Origin of the sequence: Eggerthella sp. BIOML-A1, assembly GCF_009875595.1 — a bacterium.
GTDB lineage: Bacteria > Actinomycetota > Coriobacteriia > Coriobacteriales > Eggerthellaceae > Eggerthella > Eggerthella lenta.
This window is the reverse complement of the sequence record NZ_WWRZ01000001.1, coordinates 386,395-412,696: the sequence shown is the minus strand read 5'-3', so window position 1 is coordinate 412,696 and position 26,302 is coordinate 386,395. Positions and strand designations below refer to the sequence as shown.

Annotated in this window: 22 protein-coding genes and 1 tRNA gene; 4 read left to right on the top strand and 19 right to left on the bottom strand. The window is 63.6% G+C overall.

Going from position 1 to position 26,302, the window contains the following annotated elements; all coding sequences use genetic code 11:
* Window positions 1–32: 32 nt before the first annotated feature.
* The 10 genes from GT590_RS01755 to GT590_RS01710 all read right to left on the bottom strand — a co-directional run bounded on the left by GT590_RS01755 (window position 33) and on the right by GT590_RS01710 (window position 13,934).
* Entirely contained in the window at window positions 33–1,034 is a 1,002-nt protein-coding gene (locus tag GT590_RS01755) for a YdcF family protein (protein WP_086414120.1), read from the bottom strand.
* A gap of 799 nt (window positions 1,035–1,833) precedes the next feature.
* Entirely contained in the window at window positions 1,834–3,372 is a 1,539-nt protein-coding gene (locus GT590_RS01750) for a sodium:solute symporter (RefSeq protein WP_086414121.1), read from the bottom strand.
* A 752-nt stretch (window positions 3,373–4,124) separates the two neighbouring features.
* The gene (locus tag GT590_RS01745) at window positions 4,125–5,366 is read right to left on the bottom strand and encodes a phenylacetate--CoA ligase family protein (protein WP_161170816.1); all 1,242 of its coding nucleotides are present in this window, start codon (window positions 5,364–5,366) and stop codon (window positions 4,125–4,127) included.
* Window positions 5,367–5,722: 356 nt separating this feature from the next.
* Window positions 5,723–6,697 carry a diguanylate cyclase gene (locus tag GT590_RS01740; protein ID WP_227110588.1) on the bottom strand — a complete coding sequence of 325 codons (975 nt, stop codon included), beginning with the start codon at window positions 6,695–6,697 and terminating at the stop codon, window positions 5,723–5,725.
* A gap of 192 nt (window positions 6,698–6,889) precedes the next feature.
* Window positions 6,890–7,486, bottom strand: coding sequence for an indolepyruvate oxidoreductase subunit beta (locus tag GT590_RS01735; protein WP_114550352.1), 597 nt, complete (start codon window positions 7,484–7,486; stop codon window positions 6,890–6,892).
* Window positions 7,479–9,686, bottom strand: coding sequence for a thiamine pyrophosphate-dependent enzyme (locus tag GT590_RS01730; RefSeq protein ID WP_181872184.1), 2,208 nt, complete (start codon window positions 9,684–9,686; stop codon window positions 7,479–7,481). Before GT590_RS01730 ends, GT590_RS01735 begins: the two co-directional genes overlap by 8 nt.
* A 148-nt stretch (window positions 9,687–9,834) precedes the next feature.
* The gene (locus GT590_RS01725) at window positions 9,835–11,667 is read right to left on the bottom strand and encodes a hypothetical protein (protein ID WP_147271455.1); all 1,833 of its coding nucleotides are present in this window, start codon (window positions 11,665–11,667) and stop codon (window positions 9,835–9,837) included.
* Window positions 11,597–12,169, bottom strand: coding sequence for an RNA polymerase sigma factor (locus tag GT590_RS01720; protein WP_114551633.1), 573 nt, complete (start codon window positions 12,167–12,169; stop codon window positions 11,597–11,599). The genes GT590_RS01725 and GT590_RS01720 overlap by 71 nt, the downstream gene beginning before the upstream one ends.
* 593 nt (window positions 12,170–12,762) lie before the next feature.
* Entirely contained in the window at window positions 12,763–13,233 is a 471-nt protein-coding gene (gene purE, locus GT590_RS01715; RefSeq protein WP_009305633.1) for a 5-(carboxyamino)imidazole ribonucleotide mutase, read from the bottom strand.
* Window positions 13,234–13,295: 62 nt separating this feature from the next.
* Window positions 13,296–13,934, bottom strand: coding sequence for a TetR/AcrR family transcriptional regulator (locus tag GT590_RS01710; RefSeq protein WP_161170815.1), 639 nt, complete (start codon window positions 13,932–13,934; stop codon window positions 13,296–13,298).
* 163 nt (window positions 13,935–14,097) lie between these two features.
* Here GT590_RS01710 and GT590_RS01705 point away from each other — a divergent pair, with 163 nt between their 5' ends.
* The 4 genes from GT590_RS01705 (at window position 14,098) to GT590_RS01690 (ending at window position 18,032) form a co-directional block, all read left to right on the top strand.
* A complete protein-coding gene (locus tag GT590_RS01705; protein ID WP_009305631.1) occupies window positions 14,098–14,277 on the top strand; it encodes a twin-arginine translocase TatA/TatE family subunit in 180 nt (59 codons plus the stop codon).
* A 220-nt stretch (window positions 14,278–14,497) separates the two neighbouring features.
* The gene (locus GT590_RS01700) at window positions 14,498–15,028 is read left to right on the top strand and encodes an HdeD family acid-resistance protein (RefSeq protein WP_009305630.1); all 531 of its coding nucleotides are present in this window, start codon (window positions 14,498–14,500) and stop codon (window positions 15,026–15,028) included.
* A gap of 174 nt (window positions 15,029–15,202) precedes the next feature.
* Window positions 15,203–15,278 (top strand) — tRNA-Phe (locus GT590_RS01695).
* A gap of 336 nt (window positions 15,279–15,614) precedes the next feature.
* Complete coding sequence (locus GT590_RS01690) at window positions 15,615–18,032, top strand: GGDEF domain-containing protein (RefSeq protein ID WP_226844496.1); 2,418 nt, start codon at window positions 15,615–15,617, stop codon at window positions 18,030–18,032.
* Window positions 18,033–18,073: 41 nt separating this feature from the next.
* Here GT590_RS01690 and GT590_RS01685 read toward each other — a convergent pair whose 3' ends face one another.
* The 9 genes from GT590_RS01685 to GT590_RS01645 form a co-directional block, all read right to left on the bottom strand.
* The gene (locus tag GT590_RS01685; RefSeq protein WP_161170813.1) at window positions 18,074–18,673 is read right to left on the bottom strand and encodes a hypothetical protein; all 600 of its coding nucleotides are present in this window, start codon (window positions 18,671–18,673) and stop codon (window positions 18,074–18,076) included.
* Window positions 18,660–19,304 carry a hypothetical protein gene (locus GT590_RS01680; RefSeq protein WP_161170812.1) on the bottom strand — a complete coding sequence of 215 codons (645 nt, stop codon included), beginning with the start codon at window positions 19,302–19,304 and terminating at the stop codon, window positions 18,660–18,662. The genes GT590_RS01685 and GT590_RS01680 overlap by 14 nt, the downstream gene beginning before the upstream one ends.
* A gap of 2 nt (window positions 19,305–19,306) precedes the next feature.
* Complete coding sequence (pilM, locus tag GT590_RS01675) at window positions 19,307–20,302, bottom strand: pilus assembly protein PilM (RefSeq protein ID WP_161170811.1); 996 nt, start codon at window positions 20,300–20,302, stop codon at window positions 19,307–19,309.
* Between the two features lie 36 nt (window positions 20,303–20,338).
* The gene (locus GT590_RS01670; RefSeq protein ID WP_161170810.1) at window positions 20,339–21,232 is read right to left on the bottom strand and encodes an A24 family peptidase; all 894 of its coding nucleotides are present in this window, start codon (window positions 21,230–21,232) and stop codon (window positions 20,339–20,341) included.
* Window positions 21,233–21,235: 3 nt separating this feature from the next.
* Complete coding sequence (locus tag GT590_RS01665; RefSeq protein ID WP_114554550.1) at window positions 21,236–21,628, bottom strand: prepilin-type N-terminal cleavage/methylation domain-containing protein; 393 nt, start codon at window positions 21,626–21,628, stop codon at window positions 21,236–21,238.
* Between the two features lie 103 nt (window positions 21,629–21,731).
* Window positions 21,732–22,940 (bottom strand): type II secretion system F family protein, encoded by a 1,209-nt coding sequence (locus GT590_RS01660; RefSeq protein ID WP_161170809.1) that lies wholly within the window; start codon window positions 22,938–22,940, stop codon window positions 21,732–21,734.
* Window positions 22,940–23,995: a type IV pilus twitching motility protein PilT gene (locus GT590_RS01655; RefSeq protein ID WP_114534481.1), complete on the bottom strand. Its 1,056-nt coding sequence runs from the start codon at window positions 23,993–23,995 to the stop codon at window positions 22,940–22,942. Before GT590_RS01655 ends, GT590_RS01660 begins: the two co-directional genes overlap by 1 nt.
* Window positions 23,996–24,058: 63 nt before the next feature.
* Complete coding sequence (locus GT590_RS01650) at window positions 24,059–25,765, bottom strand: GspE/PulE family protein (protein WP_161170808.1); 1,707 nt, start codon at window positions 25,763–25,765, stop codon at window positions 24,059–24,061.
* Window positions 25,766–26,302, bottom strand: coding sequence for a hypothetical protein (locus GT590_RS01645; protein WP_161170807.1), 537 nt, complete (start codon window positions 26,300–26,302; stop codon window positions 25,766–25,768). It abuts the gene before it with no gap.

The following is a 26,302-nucleotide window of genomic DNA, read 5'->3' as shown; positions in this document are numbered from 1 at the left end:
CCGTGCGACGTCGGGCGCGGGCGCGAAGCGCGTTACAGCTGGAACAGCGCGATGGCGGCGAAAGGGAGCCAGAACACGAAGATGACCACGAACGGCCAGCGGTGGGCGTTGCTGACGGCCACGTATTCGCGGATGAACGCGGTGGGCCAGAAGTAGCGCGCGGTCCTGCTGCCCACGCCGTCGGCGGCCAGCCCGATCTTGTGCGCGTACTCGGCCGTACGGAACACGTGGTAATCGCTGGTCACCACCGCGGCGCGGTACGCGCCCGCGCCCGACCGCGCGTCCATGATGGCTTTGGAGTTGCGCAGGTTCTCCATCGTGGTGGTGGATCGGTCCTCCTCGATGACGGCATCGGCGGGCACGCCGCGCTCCTCGACGAGGTACGTGCGCATGGCCTCGGCTTCCGACACCTCCTCGTCGGCTCCTTGGCCGCCCGACGCGATGATGACGGCGCGGCGGTGGTCGGCCTCCCATAGCTCGACGGCCTTGTCCAGGCGCGCGGCCAGCAGGGGCGTGGGCTTCGTGCCCGACAGGCCGGCGCCGTGCACGACGATGTAATCGTAATCGCGGCGCTTGGGCAGACGGCGGTACAACCACGAATACAGCAGCAGGGCCGCGAACGTGAACGCCACGTACGAGCCCTCCATCAGCACCAGCAGCGCCAACGCCAGCACGATGGGCGGCGCCTGGACGAACAGCAGCACCGGACCTCCCACGCACGCCATCACGATGCAAAGCGCCAGCAGGCCCGGCAGCAGATGCGACAGCGACAGGCCTTCGCGCTTCACCACCACGAACGTGTTCGCCAGCAGGAACACCACCAGCGCTACCGTGCCGAACGGAATGGCCGCCAAGCCGATGAGCACCAGCCACGGCAGCTCGAACTGGATGGACAGCCCGTACAGCGCGAACAGGCACAGCAGCAGGAAGTACAGCGCGTTGCGAAACTGCCGCGGCTCCTTGCGGTAGTTTTTGATGAACAGAAACCCGAACACCAACGCGGGAAAGTATATGAGAGCAAGCTGGAAGATCATGCGCGCGCTTTCACGAAAGCCGATACTGGCTGACAGTATACCGCGGAACGCGAGCCGCCGCCCCCTTCGCTCCCGCGGGGCGCGAGAACGCAGGGACGGAACGAGCACAGAGTACTCAGGGGCTGGAAGTTCCGAGTCGCGAGTCGAATAGGAATCCTCCCTAACCCCCAACAGCACACAAGCCATCGCGCGGCGCGCTGATGCGAGCCGTAGACGGCGCGCGGTGCCACCACCAAAGACGAACGGGTGTTTCACGTGAAACACCCGGGCGAACCGGCCGGTTCGACGCATCGCCCTCGGCAGCGTTGCGCACCGAGTTATCCGCGCAGTCGAAGGCTCCCCCGGATGGCGAAAACCCATCGAATTCGGAAATTTCGCCCGCGGCGTAGCCGCGCGGCGAAAACCCCTCCCGCATAATACCTGGTCGCAGAGGATACCTTACGCGAAACCTCGCGCCGAACAAGCGCGACGCGCGCGATAGCTTCCGAATTCGATGGGTTTTCGCCATCCGGGACGCGACGGGCTGCACGGAAGACCGTCAGACGGAACAGCGCGACCCTTGATAAGGAGCCTCTTCGGGCGCAATGCGCCAAACAGGCGGTCGTGACCAGCGCTTCGCGCGATACGCTCGCGAAGCAAGCCGGTGCTTCATGCGAGACACAGGCGGCAAACGGCTTCCGAGATGCAAGCTTCGCTCCAAGAACACGCCTCGTTCGCTGAAGCGTGTTCTTGGAGCGAAGCGCCCTCTGCCGTCCCGCAGACTTTGAGACGACAGAGGTTTCGAAGCTTCGGCTCAGAACTACTCCGCTTCCAGCTCCTGCTCGTATTCGCGGTCGATGGCTCCCTCGACGTGCGGCGGGTCGACCTCGAACTCAACGCGCTTCGTGAACAAGCTGACCACCGGCACGATGATCAGCGACAGCACCATCGCGATGGCGCCGCAGTTGATGGGCGACGCGATGAACGCCGCGCCCACGAACCCGGCGATCATGTTGCCCGTGGTCAGACCCACGCCCACGATGAAGCTGGCCCACACAGCCGGACGCGAGACGCGCTTGGAGTACAGCCCCCAGAAGAACGGCCCCAAGAACGAGCCGGCCAGCGCGCCCCACGAGATGCTCATCAGCTGCGCGATGAACGTGATGGACGAGTTGTACTGCACCAGCGCGATCACCGCCGAGATCACGATGAACACCACGATCAGCACGCGCATGTAGCCCAACTGCTTCTTCTCGCTCATGTTCTTCACCACGTTGTCTTTCAGCAGATCGAGCGTCAGCGTGGACGACGACGTCAGCACCAGCGATGACAGCGTGGACATGGACGCGCTCAGCACCAGCACGATCACGATGCCGATGAGCAGGTCGGGCAGCGTGGACAGCATGGTGGGCATGATAGAGTCGTACACCGGCGTGCCTGCGGCGGTCATCTCCACCTGATCGCCGTACAGGCGGCCGAACCCTCCCAGGAAGTAGCTGCCGCCGGCCACCACCATGGCGAACACGGTGGAGATGATGGCGCCCTGCTTGATGGCTGGACCGCTTTTGATGGCGTAGAACTTCTGCACCATCTGAGGCAGACCCCACGTGCCCAAGCTGGTCAGCACGATGACCCCGATGAGATCGGGCAGGTTCGGCCCGAAGAAGCTGACGAACGGCCCGGCCATCTCGCTGCCCTCGGCGGGAATGAGCGACAGCGTGGTGAGGGCCTCGGTGAAGCCCCCGTTGTTCACCAGCACCGCCACGATGACGGCAACGATGCCCAGCAGCATGACGATGCCCTGGATGAAGTCGTTCATCACCGTGGCCATGTAGCCGCCCAGCACCACGTACACGCAGGTGATAACCGCCATACCGATGACGCACACCTCGTAGGGCAGGCCGAACGCCATGCCGAACAGGCGCGACAGGCCGTTGTACACGCTGGCCGTGTACGGGATGAGGAACACGAAGATGATGGCCGCGGCCGCGATGCGCAAACCCTTCGACTGGAACCGCGCGCCGAAGAACTCGGGCATCGTGGACGCGCCCAGGCGGTGCGTCATCTCGCGCGTGCGCGGGCCCAGTACCCACCAGGCCAGCAAGCTTCCCAGGATGGCGTTGCCGATGCCGATCCACGTGGCGGCCACGCCGTATTTCCAACCGAACTGACCGGCGTAGCCCACGAAGATGACGGCGGAGAAGTAGCTGGTGCCGAACGCGAACGCGCTCAACCACGGCCCCACGTTGCGGCCGCCCAGGATGAACCCGTCGACGCTTCCGGTGTGTCGTCGGCAGTAGATGCCGACGCCCACCGCCACGCCGACGAAAATAAGCACCATGCATATCTTTTCGATCATGAGTCTTCCTATCGATTCATGCGCGCCGCCCGTCGGCGGGCGCTCTTCCCCAAGAAAGCGAGCCCCGTTTTGCTTCGTGTTCCGCGACCGGATGTTTCACGTGAAACATTTGTTCCTTTGTCGCACTGCAATGCGATGAATTGTTTCACGTGGAACATCGCGTCGGGAAGGGCCCGCGCGGTGGCGCACATGACTTTGCCGGAACGCAACACCCGTCGGCACGACGCCGACGAAGCACCACGGGCAAACCCATGTGCTAGAGGTATCGATAGGAATAATAGGAAACGGCACGGTAGGCGGTTCGACCGGCCAGGGGCGCGTCAGAGGCGTCGGCCGCACGATGGGCGACAGCGCTGACCGCGTCGATTGCGCTGGTCGTCACGGCGGCGTGGGACGCGTGGGGCGAAGCCGGCTGCGCGGCGAATACCGTTACAAGCGAGTCCGCGGGACGCGGAGCGAGGGAGCGGCACACAGCCGCGACGGCGAGCTGAAGCTGCCAGCGCTGTTCGACGGCGGTATGTCCCTTCGCGGAATGCATGCGCATACTCTACCATAGTGGAGCGCCTCCATCATGCAAAAAGTTCGCAAATCCCCCTCCGCCGCCGAACGGATGTTTCACGTGAAACATCCGGAAGGCATCCGAAGCTTCCGCATCATCTAGCTTGCACCAAAGAAGGCGGTTCGCGCGCAAAAAGAGGGAGGCAGCCCGTCAGGGTGCCTCCCTCCACGTACGAGAAAGCTCCGCTTTGCGACTAGTACCGGCTGTCGAAGATGCGCTTCGTTTTCTTCTCGCTGCGGGGCAGCTCGCCCATGGGGACGCCCTTGGCATCGGGGGTGCAGCCGCACTTCGCCTTGAAGATGAGGGCCAGCTCCTCCTCGGCGCGCGTCTTCGCCTCGTCTTGCAGCGGGGTTTCGAACAACACGGTGAGCACGTCCTTGCCGCTGATGTTCTCGATCATCACCTGGTACTCGCTGGACGTGCCGTCGGTGGCGGCGATGACTTCCTCCACCTGGGCGGGGAAGATGTTGCAGCCCTTCACCTTGAACATGTCGTCGGTGCGGCCGGTCAGCGTGTCGATGCGCGGGTGGCGATGGCCGAAGCCGCACGTGCAGTCGCCCGGGATGATGCGCGTGAGGTCGTGCGTGCGGTAGCGGATGAGCGGGGCGCCCTGCTTGCGCAGCGTGGTCAGCACCAGCTCGCCCACTTCGCCGTCGGGCACGGGCGCGCCGGTGTCGGGATCGACCACTTCCACGTACACGTAATCGTCCCAAATGTGCATGCCGTGATGCTCGTCGCACGATATGCCGATGCCAGGGCCGTACACCTCGGTCAGGCCGTAGATGTCGTAGATCTCCACGCCCAGCTCGCCCGCGATGCGCTGGCGCATCTTGTCGCCCCACCGCTCGGAACCGATGACGCCCTTGCGCAGGCAGATGCGGTCGCGGATGCCGCGCTCGGCGATCTCCTCGGCCAGCAGCAGCGCGTAGGAGCTGGTGGCGCACAGCACGGTGGACTTGAGGTCCTGCATCATGCGCAGCTGCTTCTCGGTGTTGCCCGGCCCCATCGGGATGGTCATGGCGCCCAGGCGCTCGGCGCCCAGCTGGAAGCCGATGCCAGCCGTCCACAGACCGTAGCCGGGGGTGATGTGGATGTGGTCGCGGTTCGTGATGCCCGCCGTCTCGTAGCAGCGTGCGAACTGGATGGCCCAGTCGGTGACGTCCTGCTGCGTGTAGGGGATGATGACCGGCGTGCCCGTGGTGCCGCTGGAGCTGTGGATGCGCACGATCTCCTCGTCGGGCACGGCCTGCAAGCCCAGCGGATAGGCGTTGCGCAGATCGTCCTTCTCGGAGAACGGAAGCTTCTCGAAGTCCTCCTGGGTTTGCACATCGGAGAGGTCGATGCCCTCGAACTTGGCGGCGTAAAACGCCGAGCGCTCCTTCAGCGTGGCGAACTGCTGCTTGATGAGGGCGAACTGGTCGTTGGTAAGCTGCATGATGATCCCCTTCTGGGACGATGGTCTTCTACCGGATATGAGGATGCTTCAAGCCCGCGGGCGCGAGTCTTGAAGCTAAAGCCATCGACCCGCCGAAACCACGGCTGGGAAGGAGAGGATGTCGTTGTCGTTCGCGAGTTCCATGCGTTTATTCTAGGCGAAGGGCGTGCGATTGCAAACCCGCAAGTTCCCCGGGAAGCATCATCGCCCCAAAAACACGCCTCAACGCGTGAAGCGTGTTTTTGGGGCGATGATGCTCCGACATCGGCCTTACGATTTCTGGCCAGAACGACAAGACGAACCAGCGCGCAGGGCGGTTCGGCACCGGCTATCATGCGACCCAGTGCCGACGGCGATCACCAGCTGTAGCAGCCTTTTCCGTTGTCCTTGCTGGCGTACAGAGCGCAATCGGCGGCGCGGTAGAGGTCGAAGAACGTCTCGCCTCGCACAACGCGCACGATACCCACCGAACATCCCAGCTCTACGGCACGCGAAGCAGAATGCGATCCCCATGCCTCGATAAGCTCGCACGCTTTGCATTGGGCTTCCTCTACCGAAAGCGGGCAGGTAGAGAACACGGCGAACTCGTCGCCTCCCATGCGCCCGACCAGCGCATCGCGCGGGAAGACGCGCAACAGCACGTCGGCGAACTCTTGGATGACCCGGTCGCCTTCAGGATGACCCAACGTGTCGTTCACTGTTTTGAAGTTGTCGAGGTCGATCATGAAGAAAGCGCTGCCCTCGCCGCCTTCGACAAGCGCCGCTGCCACATATTTCTCGAACGCGGCATGGTTCAACAGCTCGGTCATAGAATCAAGCTCGGCGCGGCGCTCCATAGCCTTGGAATACTCCAAAGCGGCGTTCGCCTGCTCGGTAGCCGTTTTCGGATAGTACTCTTCGCGCCGTTGATCGACGTTGGGCGTGGAATGATGCAGATGCACCAGCAGCCACCGGTCGCCCTCGCGACGGAATACCAGCGTGAAACGCGTGTCCATTTCCACGAGCAACGGTTTCGGACGGTCGGGTCGCTCACGCGCCCACAACGTGCCGAACACGATGCAGGTGTCCTCGCCAATGGCGCGCGGCTCGTAATACTCGTCGAGGATCTCGAAGGTGATGTCCTGAGCTTCTTCCTGATCGCGCTCGAGTCCCGCGAAGAACGCCTCGAGGTTGACATAGAGCTCGTGCTTTCCTGTGCCGATGAGCGAGAGGTTCTGCGGATCCATGGTGTCCACGATGAATTGAACGCTTTCGTCCGAAGGCTCGATGATGTACGCGTGCCAAAGCTTGCGCGCCAAATCGACCGCTTCCTGCAGCAACACCTGATCCATCGCCCGCCCCATAACGCCCTCGCCTTCCGCCGACTATTCAAACAAAATTTGAATGACCGCAGTATACATCAGGGGGCGGTGCTTAAAGACGATGGCGACCCCGAACGCGCAAGGAGCCTTCCCCAACTAACCGCGCGCGGGGCGCGGGGCGCGGGGCGCGGGGCGCGGGGCGCGGGGCGCGGGGCGCGAAGATTATCGCGCAGCCACCGCGTCGACGGCGGCCAGGTTGAGGGCGACGAAGCGCGGCTTCACGCACTCCTCGAGGGCGCGGCGCAAGTCGTCGAGGTCAAGCGCGATGCGACCCTCCTTGAGAGCGCTGGCCAGCAGCACCGAGTTCAACACCTTGCGGCTGCCCACCGCGTCGGTAAGCGCAACGTCGTCCACCGCGACGAAGCGCGCGCCGATGCCCGCCAGCGATCGCTCGATGTTCGCCAGCACGTTGTCGGCGCGATAGGGCTTGTCGGACAGCGCCGCCGTGACCGGCTGGATGGCTGTAGTGGCCGTGACCAGCAGCCCGTCGGGCGCGAGGAACGGCAGCACGCGGGCGGCCTCGGCCGGCTCGAACGCGATGACGAGGTCGGCCGTGCCCTCGGCCAGCAGCGGGGCGAACACCTCCTCGCCCGCGTCGCCCATGCGCACGTGCGACACCACGTTGCCGCCGCGCTGCGCCATGCCGATAGTCTCGGCCGTGCGCACTTGCCAGCCTTTATCCTGCGCGGCCTGGGCCAGCACCTTCGCCGCCAGCACGGTGCCCTGCCCGCCCACGCCCGAAAGCAACACGTTACGCATGGCAGCCTCCTTCCGACCCAGAAGCGTCCGAAGATGTTTCACGTGAAACATCTGTTTGGGGTTCCGTCATCGACAGCGCGTCGAAGGGGCACACTTGGACGCACAGGCCGCAGCCGTTGCAGAGGCCGGGGTCGACGAACGCCTGGCCACGCTGCTTGCTGCGCGGGCCGCGCGCGTCGGCGTCGAAGCCGATGCCGGGACAGCCGATCTCGGTGATGCACTTCTTGCAGCCCGTGCACGTTTCGGCATCCACGACGGCGGGCGCGTCCGGCTTCACCAGCTGGATGCACGGCGACTCGAACAGGACGGCGCTGGGGCCTTCATGGTCGAGCGCCTCGCGCACGGCCGCCACCGAAGCATCGAGGTCGAGCGGGTTCGCATGCACGATGCAGTCGAAGCCGACGGCCTCCAACACGCGCGGGATGGAGATGGGTTGGCGCTTCGGCCCCATGAGCGTGACGCCGGTGCCGGGATGCGGCTGCGAGCCGGTCATGGCCGTGGTGGCGTTGTCCAGCACGCACACGGTGATGTCGTGGCCGTTGTACACGGCGTTCACCAGGCCAGGCAGCCCGCTGGCGAAGAACGTGGAGTCGCCCACGAACGCCAGCGTCTTCTTGTGCGGCTCGGCCACGGCGAAGCCCTGCGCCATCGTGATGCCCGCGCCCATGCACAGGCAGGTGTCCACGGCGTCCAGCGGCATCGCGTTGCCCAGCGTGTAGCAGCCGATGTCGCCGCACAGCACGGCGGACGTCTTCCCCAGCGCGCGCTTCACCGCGTAGAAGCTGCCGCGATGGGGGCAGCCCGCGCACAGCACGGGCGGGCGCACGGGCAGCGGCGCGTCGGCAGGCGCGTCGTAGGCGAATGTTTCACGTGAAACATTCGTTCCAGTTTCGGCAACCGGAATAGAGGACGTCGCGGACGCGGAAGCGGCCGATGCGGCGGTCGGCGACGCAGGGGCGGGCATCGCGGGGGCGAGCACCTGCGGGATACCGAGGAAGAGCGCGATGCGGGCGGCGCAATCGTCCACGTCGTTCTCGCCACGGTCGCGCGCGTCGCCAGTCAGGCGGCCGCGCACTTCGTAGGACGCATGCGTGCGACCAGCATGCACGAGCAGCGCATCCTCCAGCACATGGTCGAGCTCTTCCAGAACGAGCACTTCGTCGAGGCCTTCCGCGAACGTCGCGGCCAGCTCCTCCGGGAACGGGTAGGGCGTTCCCACCTGCCAGAACCGGTACGCGGGCATTTCCACGCCCGCTGCCGCCGCGCGCGCTTCCACCATGCGCAGCGCCTCGCGCGCATAGGCGGCCGACACGCCGCCCGCCACGATGCCGAGGCGCGGCGCGACTGCGGCAGCTGCAGACTCCGACGCGCCCGCGCCGATCCCCACCGCCTTGGCGCCCGCACTCGTCGCCGTCTTCGGCATACTCCCGTCGTCGAATGTTTCACGTGAAACATTCGTTCGTGCATCCTCGGTCGACTGCGCGCCGCCCTCGACCATCGGGTTGAACGCGGCCAGCGCGGGATCGACGGCGAAATCGTGCGCGATGGCCGCCAAACGCTCGTTGATCTCGCCGTGCGCCTGGTAGGCGCGGCGCGGGAAGATGACCCACTTCGGGTTGCGCTCGAAGCCCTCGTCGGGCACCGGGCGCGCGTCGGTGGCGTCCGCGACGTCGAAGAACGTCGAGGCGTGGTTGATGCGCGTGGTGGGACGCACGATGACGGGCGTATGGTAGCGCTCGGACAGGTCGAATGCGGCCTGCATCATGGCGAAGCCCTGGTCGGGCGTGGCGGGATCGAGCACGGGCAGTTTCGCGAAGCTGGCGAAGCGACGCGTGTCCTGCTCGGTCTGCGACGAGATGGGACCGGGATCGTCGGCCACGAACAGCACCATGCCGCCCTTCACGCCCACGTAGTTCAAGCTCATCAGCGCGTCGCTGGCGACGTTGAGCCCCACCTGCTTGCAGGTGAACAGGCAGCGCGCGCCCGTGTACGACGCGCCGGCCAGCAGCTCCAAGGCCGACTTCTCATTCGTCGACCACTCCACGTGGATGCCGCGCGCGGCGCCGTCGGCATGCAGCTTCGCCACCGTCTCGATCAGCTCGGACGACGGCGTGCCCGGGTAGCCCGCCACCACGCGCACCCCGGCCTCCAACGCCGCATGCGCGAACGCCTCGTTCCCCATCAGCAGTTTCTTCGTCATGGTCCTCGCCCGCCCCATCGCGTACGGATGTTTCACGTGAAACATCCGGGTTCTTTCGTTCGAGCATCCATGATAGCGCACAAGCGCGCCCCTCGCGCGGTCGCATCCGCGAGGGGCGCGAAGGACGCACCGCCAAACCGCCCGGTTACTACAGCAGCGACTTGATGCGGAAGGCAACCCTGTCGGCATCGTCGTTCGCATACGGGGCGAAGACGAACAGCGGATCGGCCTGTTCGTCGAACTCGTCGAGCACGACGTACACAACCGAAAGATCCCGCGTTTCGTGAGGTGCCAGTGCCGCTCCCCAATTCGAATCGACCCCGGCTTCGAAGCCGGTCATCCATAGGGCGCGCGTCGCCAACGCAGAGCAGCGGCCGTCGGCGTCGCGAACGGCGAACGTGCCCAATGTTCTCGCATCGACGGGAACCTCCTCGTCGGACGGGTTCGTCGCCTCGAACGTGACCGTGCGGTACGAGAACCCCGGCGTCAACGTGCCGTCGTCTGCGATTTGGTAGCCCAGCGTCTCGTCCGACACCTTGTTCATATAGGCGAAGTCTCCCAGAAAGCCCGCGTAGTCGGAGGTGTCTTCGACCGCCAGCCCGAACGGCAGCCGGTCGCTCCGCTCGATGCGAAGGTTCGACAGCTCGATGTCGCACATCTCGCCGTAGCGCTCTTCTGACAGCGGATCCGCCGGCACCGAAACCGTCACCCGTCCGTCGGGATCGCTTATCGACTGGTCAGCCAACACCGCATCTCCCATGCTGGTGAACGTCTCGCGCCGCTCGAACGTGTAGGGCACCGCCGCATCGAGCCACTCGTTCGCGTTGTCGAGCGAGTACGGATGCGGCCCGTCGTTCTCGTCGACGATGACGCCGTACAACGAGTGCAGACAGAAGGGAGCGCCCTCATCCACCCCGTCCCCCAACACGTTCGGCAGCATCGAGCGGTCGACGATCTCGGGATACACCTCGATGGAACCGTAGCCGTAGAACGCCATCGGATCGTTCATCGTCGCCTTGAAGTCTGCCGTGTGCAGCTCGATGGTTTGCGTGGCGCAGCTGCCGTCCTCGAAGTAGGCCGTCACCGTTATGGTTTGGCCCTCGAACGTGTCGAACACCGCATCGGTCGCCGCAAGTGGGTCTTCCGCGGTTTCGACCGCGTCGCCGTAATCCTCGTTGGTCCACAGGCCGAAGCTCTTCGCGTCGCCGTCATCGTCCGCGCTGATAGGCAGGTCGATAGTGGAACCGAGCATTTTCGTGAGGCGCACCGTCATGTCACGATCGGGATCGGGCAGGCCAAATCCGTCGACCACTTGCACGCTCTCGTACTTTCCGTAATGATCGCCCAAGCCCGCCTTCTCCGGTTTCCATGCAGTGACCTCGGCCACGCGCTCAGGATCGTCTCGCCCGTTGATGGTCTCGTAGCTGTTGCGGTAGAACATCCCCGCCGAGGTGGTGGCCTGGATGCGTACGATGCCCTCGCCCTCCACGGTGAACATGCAGCCGGTGTACTTCCCGTATTGCAAGTACCAATCCTTCGTTGGCGTGGTCAGGCTGCCGGAGCGGTCGAACACGATCATCCCGTTATCGGTAGGAGGAACCAGCGTGCGCGTGTCCGACGCGTACGCCCGCACGGAGAACGCCTGACCCGCAACGGCGCCGCCATGGCCACCCATATCGCCCAGCATGTCGAAGAGCTGGCCGCCAAACGGCACGAGCGCCGCCACGACCGCAAGCGCGCACGCCCCCGCGGCGACCGGCCTCCACCGAAGCCGCCGGACGACCGCCGCCGTCGCGCCGTCGCGCGCACTCGCCGCCGCATCTCCGGGCGCGCCCGCTCGGCGCGCATGCGGTGCGCGACCCTTCCGACGCTCCTCGCGGCGCGCGCGTTCGATCTCGGAGAGGATGCTCTCATGCACCGTACTCGGGCTCTCGATTTCCTCCATCAAAGCACGATACTCGTCCATCGGCGACGGCTTCATGAGATTCCTCCTGTTCTATCAACGTCTTGAGCTGGGCGCGGGCACGACGCAAGCGGCTTCGCACCGTCGAGGGCCGACACTTCGCGATCTCGGCGATCTCCTCGGTCGAATACCCTTCCACATAGTGCAGATGCACCACCACGCGATACTTGGGCGGAAGGGTGTCGAGAACCCTCCACACCTCGTTCGCCATCAGCGCGGCCGATGCCGGGGGCGTTTTGGGAAGCAGCGTTTCATCATCGGGAAGAGGTTGGGTCCGATGGCGCGACGCGGTACGGCGAAGCTGGTTGCACCGGTTGATGGTCACGCGGATGAGCCATGCCTTGAGGTGTTCGTCGTCTTGGAACACAGTTGCGTCCTTCAGCAGGCTGATAAACGTTTCCTGGCACACATCGCTTGCGTCGGCGGGCTCGCGCGTCTGGCTGAGCGCGAGACGATACACCATGTCCTCCCAATCGCGCAGGGCATGGTTCATGAATTCGTCCGAGCGCAAATCAGCCATGGTTTCCAATCGCCTCCTTACCCCAAACATGCCGACGCCATGGAAAATGTTGCAAAGTTCTTGAAACCATATAGTACGCCTCCGAAAGCGAAGCATACGGGCATGAGAAGCGCGTGGGATGAAGGCGCGAAAGGCACGGCCCGCCCGGGCGCATTCGGTGCGGGATGCAGCTGGCGCCCTTCTCCTGCATCCCCGCGAAGACGTACAAATGTTTCACGTGAAACATCGTGGCGCTTCCGCGCAACTCGCAGCATCTCTAAATGGCAAGAAGGCATCGAATTCGGAAGAAATCTCGCGCCTTGACCGTGTCCGACGCAAAGCCGCTCGGAAGAGCACGCTCACGAACAGGCGTTATGCACAGGGGGGCTTTCTTTTGCCCTTGCGATCCGCGCGGGCGATTCCGAATTCGATGCCTTTTTGCCATTCGCTGCCCTATCGGCTTGCATGAAGGGCGCAACGCTCGTTGCCAAGAAAGCGCTGTCGAGAATCAAGCGTCACCGACTACGTGGCAACGCGAGCGTTCTAACGAAACAGCGCGGCCGGATGCAGGTCGCATCCGGCCGCACGTTGCAACCGTTCGAGCAGGACGCCGCCTACGCGTCGGCCATGCCTCGCTTGAAGTCGATGATCTTCTGACGGTCGGCGTCGCAGCCGGTGCCGAGGATCTGCACGGCCAGGATGGCCGCGTTCTTCGCACCGTTGATGGCGACGCAGGCCACGGGCACGCCGGAGGGCATCTGCACCATGGACAGCAGCGAGTCCAACCCGCCCAGGTCGCTGGTCTTCATGGGCACCGTGATCACGGGGTTCGGCGTGTACGCCGCCACGACGCCGCCCAGGTGGGCCGCCTTGCCCGCCGCCGCCACGATCACGCGGATGCCTCGCTCGTGCGCCGAACTTGCCCACTCGTGCACCTCGGCCGGCTTGCGGTGCGCACTAGCCACCTTCACCTCGTAGGGCACGCCGAACTCGTCGAGCTGCTTCATGCACGGCTCCATTGCGGGCATGTCGCTTTCGGATCCCATGATGATGCCGACTACCGGGCTGTTCTGTTCGCAGGACATTCGCACTCCTTCTGTCGCCGTAACTGGTTCGCATTCAGTGTAGCGAACCGCCGCCGTGGGCGCTATCCCACGATGCGCCTGATCACCGCTTCTACTTCGTCTGCACTGGGCAGGCCGGACGCCGGATCGTCGGCGACGCGGTACAGCGCGAACTTCGCGGCTTCAAGCGCCTCGGACACGACGATGTACGACTCTTCCGCCGAGCTCAGAACATCGGAGCATGTGCGCAGCGAAGGATTCGCTTCAAAATACGCCTCCACGATAGTGCGAAAATCGCTGACGAAGCCGAACGCGTTGTCCAAGAACAGCTGCATGAGCGAGGGCGTTTCACTGACGAGCGCGATCCGCTGCGCCGCGATATCGCTTTCCCAATCGAACGATCCCGCCACCTCGAGGAACAAGGTGAGCGTGGCGTGCAGCATCGAGCAGGGCATGAGGCGATCGAATGCGGCGCGCACAGAGTCGGCATCGAGGTCGTACTCGCCGATGCCCACGATAGCCGCGTCTTTCGTGCGGAAGTAGTTGAAGAACGTGCCTTGAGATACGGAAGAAAGCTCGCATATTTGAGCCACGGTGACGTTGTCGTAGCCGCGCTCGCTCACCAAGGCGATGGCCGCCCGCTCGATGGCGTCCCGCGTGGCGCGGCGCTTGCGCTCGCGCAATCCCATCGACTGCCCGCCGTCCGCCTGCCGCTGTTCCATCGTCCGCCCTCCGCGATTCGCCGTGCCGTTTGCTCTGCATTATAAGAGCCGTCCGCGCTTTTCGTCGAAATTGTCGGTTTTACTACAAAATTATAGTAACTACAAATTTAAAGTTGCTATAATGCTCGGCACTGAACGCGAGGAAGCCCGGAAGGAGCACACGATGAAGATATTCGGAATGGGCATGCCTGAGCTCATACTTATTCTGGTGGTGGTGCTTATCATCTTCGGACCGAAGAACCTTCCGAAGCTCGGCGGCATGCTTGGCCGCAGCGTCAAGAAGATCCGCGGACGCGTGGAAGACGACGACGTCGACGCTGCTCCGGGAAAACAAACCGCATAACGACCCTCGGCCCACGCCTCGCCCCGGTCTCCTCACGCAGTTCATCGCAAACCGCTTGAGGAGACCGGGGCTTTTTCGTATGGCGAAGGCTCTTGTATGGCGAATCGGCGATTCGCGCCGTCAAGCCGCCCTTCGCGCACAAACGCTCGAACGCTCGCAAGCCGGTGATACAATGCGTCAGAGAAACGCATGCCGAAAGGCAAGACGAGGAGGAGCGCTCATGGCGACATTGAAGAAGAAATGGGACTGGAGCCTGATACTGGCGGGAATCCTGCTGCTCGCATGCGGCCTGCTCTGCTGCTTCGCGCCGAACTTGACGCTGGCCACCATCGCCATGATCGCGGGCGTGGGCTTCCTGCTCTCAGGCGTGCTGGGCATCGTGTTCTACGTGCGCTTCAGGTCTATGATGAGCGTGTCGGGATGGTCATTGGCCTACGCGATCCTCGACGTGCTGATCGGCCTGATGTTCGTGCTGCATCCGCTGGTGGGCGGCGCGGCCATCTCGTGGCTGGTGGCCCTGTGCTTCCTCGTGTTCGGCCTGTTCGAGATATTCGCGGCGATGAAATCGAAAAGCATCGGCTTCTCAGCATGGGGGATCGGCCTGTTCTCGGGCATCGTCAACATCGTGTGCGCCATTATGCTGTTCGTCTCGCCGATCTTATTCTCTCTGCTCGTAGCCGTGTTCGTGCTGTGGCGCGGCGTCGCAATGATCGCCGAGGGCGTGACGGTTGGCAAGATCGTTTATCGCTAGAAGAACGGCGCGGCAGGTACGCCGACAGGTGTGCGGACAGGCGGCCGATGGATGCGCGCCGGGCTTCCAAGCAGGCGGCCCGGTAAGCAGAGGGGGATTTTTGGGAATTTCCTCTTGCTGAGGCTATGGGATATGGTAGAATATCGTCCCACGTCCCCATGGACGGTTGATCGTGGTCGGGTAGCTCAGTTGGTAGAGCAGCGGACTGAAAATCCGCGTGTCGAGGGTTCAAGTCCCCCTCCGACCACCATTCGAATGCAGAAGCGCTCCCTTTCGGGGGCGCTTTTTTGCGCGCCCGGCTGCTGTCGAGCGGCCATGCACGGATGCTTCACGTGAAACATCCGTGCGGAACACGCAAATGATCGCGCACAGGCAGCACCCCCCGTGCGAATTATTTGAAAAAAGAGGCTATACTGTAACCCCGATATTCCACCCGGAACAAGGAAGCACGACGAAGAAGAGATCACATACGACTGCCTTGCGCTTATGCACGAGAGTGCTGCTCTCGGCGGTTTTAGCCTGCGCGCTTCTTATACCGGTCACCACTGAAGAAGCTCATGCCTCCGACCAGCCACGCATCGTCAAGGTGGGTTACACCGACAGCGAAGGCCTGCTCGCAAAAAACGATGACGGCACCTATGAAGGCTACACCTACGACTACCTCATGCGCGTCGCCCAGTTCACCGGCTGGTCGTTCGAGTTCGTGGAAGCCGAGGGCGACAATGCAAACGAACGCGCTTTGCGGCTTTTAGAGATGCTGGACAACGGCGAGGTGGACATCGAAGGAAGCATGTCGTACAGCGCCGCCCTTGCCGAGATGTACGAATACCCCGAAAACAGCTACGGCTCGGCCCACACCGCCCTGTTCGCTCCGAACATACATGCCACCGTCTCGAAAACCAATCTGTTCACCCGAAGCGAGCTGCGCGTGGCCATCCTCGCCACCGCGAAGAAGCGCCGCGCGGAGCTCGAGTACTACTGCGATCAGAACGGCATCAACCTGGTCACCGTCGAATGCTCCACCACGCAAGAGCTGCTCGACAAAACCTTAACCGGCGAAGCCGACGTGTTCCTCGAGATCGACGTCAACATCTTCGACGGGTTCCATATCGTGTCGTCGTTCGCTGGACGGCCCTTCTTCTTCGCCGCGCCTAAGGGCGAGCGCTCGATCATCGACGAGCTTGATGCCACCATCGACCGCATCAACCAAAGCAACCCCCAGCTCCAGGAAACCCTGTACAAGAAGCACTTCCTCCCCTCGGAGGACAACTACGATCTGACCAGCGCCGAACTCCGTTACGCGCGCAACTACAAAACGCTGCGCGTAGGCGTCCTCACCGACAGGCCGCCGCTGCAGTCGTTCGACCCGGAAACCGGCGAGTTTAAAGGGGTTACGAAGGGCATTCTGGAATATCTCTCGAAGCACACGGGGCTATCGTTCGAAGTGGTGAGCATACCGCGCTATGACGATTTGGCCACTGCGCTGCGCGAGGAGAACATCGACATCGTTGCCGGCGTGAACGACGACGACAACACGGAAATCGACAAGATCGTAGCCATGACGGCTCCGTACATGACCACCTCCATACTGCTGGTATACAACAAGTTCGTAGACCCCGATCGCCTGGACGGCAAAAGCATCGCACTTTTATGGGACCAGGCTGAAACCGCCCCTGAAGGCGCGCCGGTGCAGCTGTACGACACTATTGAAGAATGCCTCGAAGCGGTGAACTCCGGCGAAGTCGACTACACCTACGGCACGTCGTACACCACGCCGTACTACCTCAACATCGACGAACTGAGCAACATCCTCTATTTGCCCACCTCGACGCAATCCATCGACATCTGCTTCGGCCTCGCGCAGCCGGTTGACCCCGATTTGCTGGTCATCTTAAACAAAGCGCTGCGCAGCCTCAACAGTGCCCAGCTGGACTCCATCATCTATGACAACTCGCTGATCGACCAGGACGAGCAGATCAACCTGTTCATCAAGGATCACCTGGGAGAATTCGCGCTGGCGTGCATATCGCTGCTGGTGCTCATCATCGTTCTGCTTGCGCTGTACCTGCGCTCCCGCATGCATGCGGCGCGCGCCGTACGCGAAGAGAATTTGCGCTTTCAAGAGCTGTACCGCCTGGCAAACGAGCAGTTCTTCGAGTATTCCATAAAATCGGACACCCTGCGCATTTCGAAGTCGAAATCGCTTCTTTCCAGCTCCTACGTTGACGATGCCACGAGCATGGACGACGGATCCTCCTACGTCTCGTACGAGAACGCACGCCAGCTCATCAAGCACAGTGCGAACCCCGAGCTGCTGGATGCGTTCACCTCGCCGTCGAACGCCGTGACCGAGGTGCTGTGCCACGAGGAAGCGAATCCCGACAAGGATAGGAAGTGGATACGCATCACTTCCCATTTCGTGGAGGACGATGCGGGCAAACCCATCTCGGTAATCGGGAAAATCGCCAACATCGACGATGAAATGCGCGAGAAGATGGACTTGTCCGAACGCGCCCACCACGACGGCCTCACCGGATTGTTGAACTGGCAAACGTTCCAAGAAACGGCAGGGGAGCTGCTGTCAAACGGCACCGCCGGAGCCGTGCTGGTGGTGGACACCGACGACTTCAAGGGCGTGAACGATACGTACGGCCACCTTGCCGGCGATCGAGCGCTGCAACAGACGGCCGCGGCGCTGACGGCCGCGTTCAGGCCGCAAGACCTGATCGGACGCCTGGGCGGCGACGAGTTCGCCATCTGCGTGAACGGACGCATCGACGATGAGCGTTTGGCCAGCGCTTGCGCCGGCATCGTAAAACGCGGCGTGACGTTCACCGACCAGTACGGCACCGAACACGAAGTGACGCTCAGCATCGGCGGCGTAGAACTGCACGGTAAAATCGCCTCGTACCAGAGCGCCTATCGCCAAGCCGACAAAGCTCTCTACCGTGCGAAAGCCGCCGGCAAGAACCGCTTCGTCATCGGCAGCTACCAAGCGGAATAGATCGCCAGGATGACAGAAGATCCTGCGACTCTAAGCTTTTTCTACTTGGCTTTTTCAACGAGGCCGGCGGTGGTTGCGGCGCCGTTCGTGGTTTCCAAGTAGGTGACAGTCAGCACGGCGTCGACGCCGTCCACCGTGCCGTCGGCCAGCATGTCGCCGTTCACGGAGAAGTCGGTGATCTCGCAACGGTACGTACCGTTCTCCAGCTTGCGCACCACGTCCAGCGCAGCCGCGTAATCGGGCACCGTGAACGACACGGTCACCTCGCGGCGCACCAGCTTGTCCTCCACGGTGGGCTGCGCGAACGAGAGGTTGTACGTGGTCGCGCCTCCCATCAGCGCGTTCAGTTCGTTCAACTCGTTGCGGATGTTGTCGTACACGGCCACCACGGGCAGCGTGCCGTCTTCGCCCAACGCCTCCAGCTCGGCCTTCATGCGCGCGCGATCGGCCGCAAGCATCTCCTGCGCGTTGACGCTGATCTCGATGTCCGCCAGCCGGTCTTCATTGGCAGCTATCGTGTCGGCCACGTTCTTCACCACCAGGAAGTAGTAGCACGCCACCACCAGCAGCACCGCCAGCACCAGCATGAGCACCTTCTCGCTGGTGGAGAACGAGCGGTTCAACACGCTACGCCGCGCCATCGCCGGCCCCCTTCTCCTTCGAGCCGCCGTCGCCTTCGACGTCCAGCGGCCCCGCGAACACGATCTGGATCGTAGCCGACGTGGAGCTATCGTTCTCGCCCTGCGCCGTGGATACCGTCACATGCGCTACGCGCTGATCGCTTTCCAAACTTTCCACCAGGGCGGACACCTCGTTCAAATCGGCTCCCAAACAGGTAACCGTGGCCGTGTTCTTCTCCATGCGCAGCGACGACAGGTGACCTACGCCCATCACCTTCTGCTGCAGCAAGTTCAGAACCACATCGCGATCGACCAGGTTCCGCTCTTCTTCGGACAACCCCGGCACCACATAACGATCGTATTGCGCGTTCAGCTCTGCGTAGTCGGCGTTCTCGGCCGCCAGCACGTCCAGGCGCGCCTGCGCTGCGGAAACCTCGTTGCTGCTTGCCGCGCTCGCCGCCAAGGGATCCACCACAGCGAACTTCGTGAATATGCCGATCAGCACCAGGGCGATGGCGAACAGACCCAGCTGCGCAAGCAGGTTGCCGCGTTGCTGCTGGGTGTCTACCAAGTTGATGGACGTCTTGACGGGGTACGCCGGCGCCTTGCCGCGCTTCAGCGCGCTCAGCGACACCTCCTGCTTCAAATCCATGGCTACCGCCCCGCCTTCATGGTGGCGCCGATGGCAACCGGACAGCGAAGAGCCTCGCCCAACGGCGCGCTCATCGGCGGCAGCACGTCGACGATGGACGACACGCGCAAGTCGGCATGGGCAGCCACCGCCTCTACCAGCGGATCCAGAAGCAGCCCGCCACCGCAGCAGTATGCCACCTCGATGACGGCGTCGGGGTTGTTGAAGCCGTAGAAGTTCAGCGCGCGCCCGATTTCAATCGCGATGGACTGGTACACCGCGCGGGCGGCCTCGGAGCGCTGCGCGCCCTGGTAGTCGGTGCGCTTGTACTGGTCGGCAACGTGCTCGTCGACGCCGTATTCGTTCGCGATGGCGCGATCGATGTCGATGCCGCCGATCTCTATGACGCGGGCCACGTCGTAGGCGCCGTCGAGGAAGAAATGCAGCTTGGTCATATGATGGGAGAAGTCTATCACGCAGCAGTTAGCCAGCGCGCGAGGATTGCCTCCCACGAGGTTCTGGTACGCCGCCTGTTCGGGCAGCGCCACCTTCAGCTTCAAGCCTGCGCGACGGAACATCTCGGTATAGTCGGCGATGGCCTGCTTAGGCGCCGCAACCGCCAGCAGATCCATGCCTTCGGGCTGGCCGTCGGCGTCGTTGCGCATGCCCAACATCGCATAATCGTACACGTAGCGGTCTTTGCCTTGCGATATGTAATCGCGGAACTCGTACGGCAGGTTCAGCCGCAGCTCTTTCTCGGTCATGGCGGGAAGCGACAGACGACGGAACAGGCTGTCGTAGCCCGGAACCACGAACGCTACGTCCTTCGAAACGCCGCCGATGCTTCTTACCACGCTTTTGATGAAGTCGGCCATCGCGTCGTGGCTGACGATGCGTCCGTCGGCCACCAGGCCCTCGGGCAGCATCTCGATGGCAACCTTGCTCACCGACTGGCCGTCGGAAACCGCCAGCTTGATGCTGCTGTCCCCGATATCGACACCCGTGTACGTTTTGCCCATGCGGCGCGTTTTCCTTTCAGCCCGCTGCATATCCTGTCAGAACAACCCCGCGTACCACGTGAGGATGGTCGGCCCCGCCAACAGCGTGAACGCCGTGGCCGCGGCAATGGCCGGCCCGAACGGAATCGCCCTTGTTCGGACGCTTTCCCCCTCGCCTTCGCCCTCGCCCGGCGAAGAAGGAACGGAAAACCCCTGAGCAAACGCGAACGCCAACCCCATAAGGCACGCCATCAGCAGATTCAGCATAGAACCCGCCAACCCGAGGAACAACCCCACCATGAACAGCAGTTTGACGTCGCCGCCGCCGAGCGACCGGCGTTTCGTCACCTTGTCGAACGCCACGGACAATACCAGCACGCCGCCCGCGACGACCGCCGCGCCTACGATGCCGTCCAGCGCCACCGCGCCGCCCGGATGCACCCAACCCGAGAACAGGCTGCCCACCGAGAACGCGTCCACGCGCGGCGCGGGCATGAACCAGATGGACACCAGCCACAGCACGCAGCCCGCCACCACGAACCCGTTCGGGATGATGAACGTATCCAGATCCACCAGCGCCACGGCCATGAGGATGCACGCGAGCACCAGGTAGGCGGCCGTTTGCACCGACAGCCCGTAGCGCACGACGATGGCGGCGAACAGCGCGGCCATGAGCGCTTCCACGATGACGTAGCGCGGGCTCACCCGCTGCCCGCAGTGGCGGCAGCGGCCGCGAAGCGCAAGCCACGATGCCACGGGGACGAGATCCAGCGCCCCCAGCACGTGGCCGCACGACGTGCAATGGCTGCGGCCGGCCAACACGCTCTCGCCGTTGGCCAGCCGCCATGCCAGGCAGTTCACGAAACTCCCCAGGCAAGCACCCAGCACGGCGGCGATCCCCAGAAGGAACGCCGCCTGCGCCGGATTGAAGATGCCAAGGGGAATGGTCATGCGCTAGTTAGTGGGCTCGCCGTCAGTCACGTCCGTGACCGTGATCGTCGGCTTAGTTTTATCGGTGGAATCATCGATCGTCACCTTGTACACATACTTGGCGCCTTCAGAAGCTGCGCTTGCCGGACCGGTCAGGTCGCCCTTGTCGTTAGCGCTATAATACATGTTGTTATACTTGGTCTTGTCAAAGCCGTCGGCGAGGTAACCCGTCGTCACTTCGGCCTTCACCGAGCGCTCGTTCGCCTTCTTCACCGCGTCCTCGGCGCTGCTCAGCGAGCTGGAGAACAGCGGCACGGCGATGGCCACCAGCACGGCCACGATGGCCACGACGACCAGCAGCTCGGCCAGCGTGAAGCCGCCGCGCTCTTCGCGCATCTTCTTGATCATCTCTTTCATATCGGTTCCTTTCTCCTTATCCGAGCCATTCGGGCACCGGAAATATCCCCATACATTTTTCTGCATAAAGTAACGGCTGTGACACGAAACGGTGTCAGAACGGTTACATTGCAGCATACAATGAAAACATCGGCAAATACAACGCGATGACGATGAAACCCGCGAACAACGCCATCAAAACAAGCAGGGCGGGCTCCATGATGGAAATCGCCTTGTTGGTCACGCGCTGCGTCTCGTCGTCGTAGAACGCACCCATGGTTTCCAGCGTCTCCTCCAGCTCGCCGGTGTGCTCGCCCACGGCGACCATCTCGACCAGCGTGCGCGGCAGGTACGTGCTGGCCTCCAGGCCCTCGCCCAGCGTGCGCCCTTCCTCCAAACCAGCCTCCAAGCGCCCCACCTCGCGCGACAACACATAGTTGCTCATCACGCGCGACGTGATGGCCACCGCCCGCGTGGCAGGAAGGCCGGCCGTCACCAGCATGGCCATCGTGTTCGCGAACTGAGCCGCGCCCGAGCACACGCCCACCGCGCCCAGCACCGGCAGCCTCAGCTTCAAGACGGCGAACGTCGTCTTGCCGCGCTCCGTGGTGCCGAACAGCTTCACGCCCACGACGATCAGCGCCAGCACCACCGCGATCAGCAGGAAGTTGTCGGTGACGAAGTTCGAAGCGTCGATCAAAAACTGGGTCATGGCCGGCGTATCCGCCCCCAGCGATGCGATCATGCCCGTCATCGAGGGGATCACCATCACCATCATGATGGCCAGCACCACCACGGCGATCACCGCCACGAAGATGGGGTAGGTCATGGCGCTTTGCACCTTGGCCGACACCTTCGCGCGCTTGTCGAAGTACCCGTGCAGGCGTTGGAAGCTCTCGGGCAGATGCCCGCTCTCCTCGCCGGCGCGCACCGTCTCGATGAACACGCGCGGCAGGTTCTCGCCCTTGCTTTGGAAACTCTCGGCCAGGCTGTGGCCCGACGCCACGTCGGCGGCCACGTCGGCCAGCACGCGTTTCAGACACTTGTCGGTCACCTGGTCGGCCACCAGCGACGTGGCGCGCGCGGCGGGCACGCCCGCGTTCAGGATGGTGGCGAACTGGGCGCACATGACGGCAAGGTTCTTCTGCTTGGCCTTCGGCTTCGTGATGTCCATGGACAGCAGGTTTTTGCCCTCGCGCACGGGGACCACGCTTTGGACGACACGGCACTGCTCGCGCGCGCGTTCCATGGCCTCGATCTCGTCGAACGCCTCGACCACGCCGTCGATCTGCTGGCCGGCGGCCGTTATCCCGGTGTAAGTGAAGGTTGGCATCAGCGAACGCTCTTTCTCACGTAGTCGACATCGTGCGCGGCATCGATGGCGGTTTGGGACGTGATGTCGCGGTTGCGGGCCAGGGCGATCAGCGCGTTGTCCATGGTCACGCTGCCCGCCGAGGCCGACGTGGCCAGCGAGCCGGCTATCTGCGGCGTCTTGCCCTCGCGGATGAGGTTGCGGATGGCAGGCGTCACCATCATCAGCTCGCACGCCAGCGCGCGGCCCATGCCGTCGCGGCGCGGCAGCAGCTGCTGCGACAGCACGGCCACCAGCGTGGTGGACAGCTGCATGCGCACCTGGCGCTGCAAGCCCTCGGGGAACACGTCCACCATGCGGTCGATGGAGTCGGCGGCGCTCTTCGTGTGCAGCGTGGCCAGAACGAAGTGGCCCGTCTCGGCGGCGGTCAGCGCCGTTTGGATGGTGTCGAGGTCGCGCATCTCGCCGATAAGGACGACGTCGGGGTCTTCGCGCAGCACGGCACGCAAGGCGTTGCTGTAGCTTTCGGTGTCCTGGCCGATCTCGCGCTGCGAGATGACGGACTGGTCGGGCGTGTACACGTACTCGATGGGGTCTTCCATGGTGATGATGTTCTCGGCGCGCGTGTGGTTGATGCTGTCGATGAGCGCCGCCAGCGTGGTTGACTTGCCGCTGCCGGTTTCGCCCGTCACCACCACGATGCCGCGCTGGATGCGCGGGAAGTCCATGACCGCAGGCGGCAAGCCCAACGTCTCCAGCGCGGGGATGCGATCGGACAGCAGGCGCAAAGCCGCACTCACATGGCCTTGCTGGCGGAACAGGTTGATGCGCACGCGCACGCCCCCGATGGTCTCGGCGCGATCCAGCTCGCCGATCCGCTGGATGCGGTCGAAATCGTCTCCGGCCAAACGGCGGGCCAGCTGCTCGCAATCGTCGTGCGACAACGGTGCGTCGCCGTCCACGCCCGCGTTCTCAAGACGCCCGGCCAGGCGGAACTTCACGGGCAGACCGCACACCAGGTGCACGTCGGAAGCGCCTGCCTGGCGCGCCATGTCTATGATGTGCTCAACGTTCATGCGTGGTCCTTCTCTTTCGGTTTGCTGCTATCGCCGCGCTTTTGGCATCCGCCTTCCTCTTCCCTACTCCAGCGCGGTGATGGTTTTGCGGGCTTCCTCGACGGTGGTCACGCCGGTCAGCACCAGCTCGCGGCAGCTGTCCTCCATCGTCTTGAACGAGCCCGTGCGCTCGATGGCGTCCTTCAGCTCCTCGCGCGTGGCGCCGCCCGTGATGCGGCTGCGCAGCGCGCGGTCGATCACCAGGATCTCGAACACGCCCGTGCGCCCGCGGTAGCCCGTGCCGAAGCACATCGGGCAGCCCGATCCGCGGTAGAACCTCACGCCGGGATCGTATCGCAGGCCGATAGCCTCAAACTCCTCGGGGCTGGGCCGATACTCCTCGCGGCAATGGGGGCACACCTTGCGCACGAGGCGCTGCGAGATGACGCCGCGCACGCCGCTGGCGATGAGGTACGGCTCCACGCCGATGTCGATGAGACGGTCGATGGTGGACGCCGCGTCGTAGGTGTGCACGGTGGACAGCACCAGGTGGCCGGTGATGGCGGCGCGCATGGCGATCTCGGCCGTCTCACCGTCGCGAACCTCGCCCACCGCCACGATGTCGGGGTCCTGGCGCAGGATGGCGCGCAGGCCGCTGGCGAAGGTCATGCCCGTTTTCTCGTTGATCTGCACCTGGTTCACGCCGTCGATGTTGTATTCCACAGGGTCTTCTAGCGTGACGAGGTTCACCGAATCGGTGTTCAGCTGGCGGATCATCGTGTACATGGTGGAGCTTTTGCCCGAGCCGGTGGGGCCCACGATCAGCACCATGCCATTGTTCGAGCCGATGAGCCGCTGGTACTTCTCCAGGTTGTCGCCCTCCAGGCCGATGCCCGCCGGGTCGAACAGCGCCTCGCTCTTGTCCAGCAGGCGGATGACCACCGTCTCGCCGTGGATGGTGGGCAGCGTGTTGATGCGCAGGTCGATGTCCTGCTTCTTCAAGCGGATGTTTGCGCGGCCGTCCTGAGGCACGCGGCGCTCTGAGGTGTTCATGCCGCCCATGATCTTCAAACGCGAGATGACCGAAGCCTGCAGCTCCTTCGGCACCGTGAGGATCGTGCGCAGCACGCCGTCGATACGCATGCGCACATGCAGGTCGATCTCGCGCGGCTCCAGGTGGATATCGCTGGCGCGCTCGGTGGCGGCTCGCTCGATGATGCTGTTCACGAGACGCACCGTGGGAGCCGATTGCGCGTCGGCGTCGTCGCCCAGCGTGGAGGTTTGGAACGATCCGGTCGAGGCGTCGTCGGCGCCTGTCGTGCGGGCGTCGCGCTTCATCTCCTCGATGGCGCGGGCGGCACCCTCGTTGCCGTACAGCGTCATGATGGCGCGCATCAGCGAATCATGCGTGGTCACCATAGGGATGACGCGCTTCCGAGTGGCGTTCTTCACCGCTTCGATGGCCATGAAGTTCAGCGGGTCGCTCATGGCCAGGCACACCTCGTCGGGCGAAGTGCGCACGGGCACCACGTTGTACTGGCGTGCGACGTTCTTGCTGATCACGCGGCTTAGCTCGGGGTCGAGGTCGATCGCCGAAAGGTCGACGAACTCCACGCCCAGCTGCATCTGCAGCGCCTCGATGAGGCCCGCTTCCGTGATGACGCCTTCGGCGATAAGCTCGTCGCCCAGGCGGCGTTTCGTCTCTTTCTGCTGTTTGAGCGCGTGTCCCAGCTGGTCCTCGGTGATGAGGCCCGCGTCTATCAGCACGTCTCCCAACCGTTTGTACGCCATTTACGATCCTATCCTCTTCACGGTCATGGCGGTTTCGGCCGCCACGTCCTCGCCTGATGCGATGGTGATGCGGAAACTCCAGGTCTCGTTGTCCGCGTTGTATGAAAGCTCTGCCAGCTTGGGCGCGAGGCCGTCGCGTGCCGGCACGATTTGCGACCGCTCTCCGGCCGCGTTCAGCCAGATGCCGTCTTCGATGCCGTCTTCGCCGGCATCGCGCGATTGCAGCACCGCCGTCTCGTGACGCGTGGGGCTGGTGAAGTACAGCGGGTTATCGGGCGCCTGCGTTCCCTCGCCCTCCACGTCGCGCGCGTACGTCAGCTCGTCGCTCACTACCTCCACCGCCTGTTGCAGCAGCGCGTCGGCCTGCGCCTGCCGGGTGATGGAGGCGTACGAGTTCATGGCCACCTGCAGCCCGACGCCCACCGCAACGCAAAGAAGCCCGATGAACACTATGCTGGCCAGCTGCTCCGCAATCATGAACCCCCGCGTGTCGCGCAGGCGGGATCGAAGCGACGCTTTGTCGAGGAGGGGCGTCAT